The organism is Stenotrophomonas sp. 05L44_2, from assembly GCF_056665995.1.
This window is the reverse complement of the sequence record NZ_JBFTNR010000345.1, coordinates 1-4,408: the sequence shown is the minus strand read 5'-3', so window position 1 is coordinate 4,408 and position 4,408 is coordinate 1. Positions and strand designations below refer to the sequence as shown.

4 protein-coding genes are annotated in these 4,408 nt (G+C 66.8%); all 4 read right to left on the bottom strand.

The window, feature by feature from the left end; genetic code table 11:
* Positions 1-694 (bottom strand): proton-conducting transporter transmembrane domain-containing protein (locus AC1VAN_RS13030; protein ID WP_480985942.1); only part of this gene is annotated, 694 nt, incomplete at its 3' end.
* Positions 691-1,068, bottom strand: coding sequence for a Na+/H+ antiporter subunit C (locus tag AC1VAN_RS13025; RefSeq protein ID WP_025874601.1), 378 nt, complete (start codon positions 1,066-1,068; stop codon positions 691-693). The genes AC1VAN_RS13030 and AC1VAN_RS13025, both read right to left, overlap by 4 nt.
* Complete coding sequence (locus tag AC1VAN_RS13020) at positions 1,068-3,896, bottom strand: monovalent cation/H+ antiporter subunit A (RefSeq protein WP_480985941.1); 2,829 nt, start codon at positions 3,894-3,896, stop codon at positions 1,068-1,070. Before AC1VAN_RS13020 ends, AC1VAN_RS13025 begins: the two co-directional genes overlap by 1 nt.
* A gap of 332 nt (positions 3,897-4,228) precedes the next feature.
* Positions 4,229-4,408 (bottom strand): Mpo1-like protein (locus AC1VAN_RS13015; RefSeq protein ID WP_480985940.1); only part of this gene is annotated, 180 nt, incomplete at its 5' end.

The window sequence follows — 4,408 nt, the reverse complement described above, 5'->3', positions numbered from 1 at the left end:
GCCACAGGTACAGCGGCATCAGCGCGGCCTTGGCACAGAACACCAGCAGCAACAGGCCCATGGTCGCCTTCACCAGGGTCAGCTGCGCAGGCGGTACTTCGGCGATGCGCTGCGACAGCTCGGCCATGTTCAATGAACCCAGCGAGGCGTACAGCAGGCCCAGTGCGATCAGGAACAGGGTCGAGGCGGTGACGTTGAACACCACGTAGTGCAGGCCGATGCGCATGCGCAGGCCACGGCCGCCACTGAGCAGGAGGCCGTAAGAGGCGATCAGCATCACCTCGAAGAATACGAACAGGTTGAAGATGTCGCCGGTCAGGAAGGCGCCGTTGAGGCCGACCAGCTGGAACTGGAACAGCGCATGGAAGTGCGGTGCGCGCCGGTCCCAACCCGAACACGCATGCAGCAGGCAGGGGATGGCCAGCAGCAGGGTGGTCAGCAGCATCCACGCCGACAGCCGGTCGGCCACCAGTGCGATGCCCAGGCGCGACGGCCAGTCACCCAGCAGGTACACGCGGATGTCGCCGCCAGCGGTGTCGGCGAACAACAGGCCGACCACCACCGCCAGCGCGCCCAGCGCGGTCCACGCCACGGCGCGTTGCACCTTCGGCCCATAGCGGCGGTGTTCGACGAACAGCGACAGCGCAGCGCCGAGCAGCGGTACCAGGATCGGCAGGATCACCAGATGATTCATGCGCGGTCCTCGCCCCGGCGCGGCGGTGCATCGTCGTCCGGCTCGTGCGCGTCCACGTGGTCACTGTGGTTGTCGCTGCGGCTGCGCATGGCCAGCACGATGCTGACGGCGGTCATCGCAAAGGCAATGACGATGGCGGTCAGCACCAGCGCCTGYGGCAGCGGGTCGGTGTAATTACCCAGGTGGCTTTCCACGCCTTCCTGCAGCACCGGCGCCTTGCCCTGCACCACGCGGCCACCGGCGAAGATCAGCAGGTTGGTGGCGTAGGACAGGAAGGTCATGCCGAGGATCACATCGAAGCTGCGCGCGCGCAGCAGCAGGTAGATGCCGATGGCGGTCAGCACGCCGATCGCAGAGGCCAGGGCCAGTTCCATCAGTGCATCTCCCCCGTTCGTGCCGAGCGGCGTTGCAGGTCGATCTCGCCCTTGTGCGCGGTGCGCGTCCGCGAGGGTTTGACGGTGGCCATCATCGACAGCATCAGCATCGCGCCACCGAACACCACCAGGTACACGCCGATATCAAAACCAATCGCGCTGGCCAGCGGTACATCGCCGATCAACGGCAGGTGCAGGTCCAGGTGGCCGCTGGTCAGGAACGGCACGCCGAACAGCATCGACGCGGCGCCACTGAGGATGGCGATCAGCAGGCCGGTACCGATGCAGCGGATGTAGTCGAAGCCGAAGCGTGACTCCACCGAGGCGGTGCCCTGGATCACGTACTGGATCAGCAGCGGCACCGCCAGCACCAGGCCGGCGATGAAGCCGCCGCCCGGCGCGTTGTGGCCGCGCAGGAACAGGAAGATGGAGACCGTCAGGGTCAGCGGGAACATGATCTGGGCCAGATCGGCAGGCACAGGCAGCTTGATCGGCGGACCGGGCATGATCTGCTCCGGCGCCATCCGCGTGCGACGCAGCAGCGCATGCACGACCAGTGCGGCGATGCCGAACACGGTGATCTCGCCGAAGGTATCGAAGCCGCGGAAGTCGACCAGGATCACGTTGACCACGTTCTGGCCGTACGCCTCGGGCAGGGCGCGGGCAAGCAGCTCGCCGGCCATGGTGTTCGGCGGCAGGGTCATCGCGCTGTACGCCAGCGCGCCCAGGCCGGCACCGGCCACGATCGCGATCAGCGCATCACGGCGCTTGCGCCAGCGCGGCCGCTCCGGGCCGGACTGTGCCGGCAGGTAGTTCATGCCTAGCAGCATCAGCACCAGGGTCACCATCTCCACCAGCAGCTGGGTCAGCGCCAGGTCCGGTGCGGACAGGAACACGAAGGTCAGCGCCACCATCAGGCCGACGCCGCCGACCAGCAGCACGGCCAGCAGGCGCTGCTTGTACATGCGCAGGGTCGCCACCGCGCAGGACATCATCACCAGCCACAACGCCCAGCCCAGCAGCGGTATCGGCTGCGGTCTGGTCCATTCCGGCGAGGCCGGGTTGGCAATGTAGGGCGCGGCGGCGACCACGATCGCCACCAGCACCAGGCCCAGCAGCATGCGCTGCAGGCTGCCGTTGGCGATGCCGGCGGTCAACCGCTGCGCACCGGCCGACAGCAGGTCCAGCTGGTGGTGGAAGACGTTGCGTCCCGGCGTGGTGTTGGTTACCGCATGCAGATCGATCAGCTTGCGCAGGCCGAAGTAGAGGGCTACGCCACCGACCACGCCAGCGGCGCTCATCGCCAGCGGCAGGTTGAAGCCATGCCAGATCGACAGGTTGTATTCGGGCATCGCGCTGCCGAGGATCGAAACGGCTGCCGCGTGCAATACCGGGGCCACGGTCACGGCCGGGGCAATACCCACCGCCACGCAGATCACCACCAGGATCTCCACCGGCACCTTCATCCAGCGCGGCGGTTCGTGCGGCACGCGGTCCAGGCCATGCGGGCCCTTGCCGAAGAACGTGTCGTGCACGAAGCGCAGGCTGTAGGCCACGCCGAACACACCAGCCAGCAGCGCGGCGATCGACACCGCCGTGCGCATGGTGTCGGTACCACCGGCCGACAGCGCTTCGGCGAASARCATTTCCTTGGACAGGAAGCCGTTSAGCAGCGGGATGCCGGCCATCGCCAGCGAGGCGATGATCGCCAGCGCGCTGGTGAACGGCATCAGCCTGCGCAGGCCACCCAGCTTGCGCATGTCACGGGTGCCGGTCTCGTGGTCGATGATGCCGGCGGCCATGAACAGCGAGGCCTTGAAGGTGGCGTGGTTGATGATGTGGAACACGCCGGCGACCACCGCCATCGGCGTGGACAGGCCGAACAGCAGGGTGATCAGGCCCAGGTGCGAGATCGTCGAATAGGCCAGCAGGCCCTTCAGGTCATGCTGGAAGATCGCGTTCCAGGCACCGATCAGCAGGGTGATCGCACCGATGCCGCTGACCGTGTAGAAGAACAGATCGCTGCCGGCCAATGCAGGATGCAGGCGCGCCAGCAGGAACACACCGGCCTTCACCATGGTGGCCGAGTGCAGGTAGGCCGACACCGGGGTCGGCGCGGCCATCGCATGCGGCAGCCAGAAGTGGAACGGGAACTGCGCGCTCTTGGTTAAGATGCCCGCCAGCACCAGGAACAGGGCATAGGGGTACAGCGCGCTGGCGCGGATCTGCTCGCCGGCGGCCAGCACCACGTCCAGGTCGAAGCTGCCGACGATGCGGCCGATCAGCAGCACGCCGGCCAGCAGCGCCAGGCCGCCGCCGCCGGTGATCACCAGCGCCATCCGCGCGCCCTCGCGCGCGTCCTGGCGGTGCGACCAGAAACCGATCAGCAGGAACGAGCTGATGCTGGTCATTTCCCAGAAGACCATCAGCAGCAACAGGTTGCCCGACAGCACCATGCCCAGCATGGCGCCCATGAACAGCAACAGGTAGGTATAGAAGCGGTGCGCGTTGTCCTGGCTGCTGAGGTAATAGCGCGCATACAGCACCACCAGCGCGCCGATGCCCAGCACCAGCCCCGCGAACATCCAGGCCAGGCCATCCAGGCGCAGGGTGAAGTCCAGGCCGATCTGCGGCAGCCACGGCACCATCGTGCGCACCACCTGGCCATCAAGTACCGATGGGGTCAGCCAGGCGAGGATCGCCAGCCCGCCCAACGGCGCCAGCGCCGCCAGCCAGGCAGCAGTCGAGCGCGAACTACGGGGGAAGGCTGCGACAGCCACTGCCATGAGGAACGGCAGGGCCAGCAGCAGGGGCAGGCTGGGGAGCATGCAGGGAATCCATGATTCACGAGCAGGTCAGGGAGCATAACAGGCTGCCAAATGTCGCCGAAACCCATTGAACAGCGATCAATTGCATGTAACGTGCGCTGATTCATTTTTTCTGCGATGCAGCATGCCGCGCGGATGACCCATCAGGACCCGGTGGGCAGGTCCACCCTACGCCCACGCAGGGACAGCGCAGCCCCTGTCGCACAGGGACCGCCGCCGCTGGGCGGGGCAAGGTGAGGAGGTCACCGCGGCAGGCTGGCAGGCGCGCCGTGCAGTGTCGGTGACGGGATCTGCCCGTTCAGGAAACGAAGGCGTCGACGCGGCGACGCTGGTCAGTAGCGCCAGTCGAGCTTGCGATAGGCCTTGGCCATCACCCACGCCGGGCCGATCAGCAGGTAGGTCAGGTCGGTCAGGAAGCTGGGCTTGCGGCCTTCGAACTTGTGGCCGATGAACTGCGCGATCCAGGCGACGACGAATACGCCGATGGCCAGCGAGCGCAGGTTGTGCAGGCC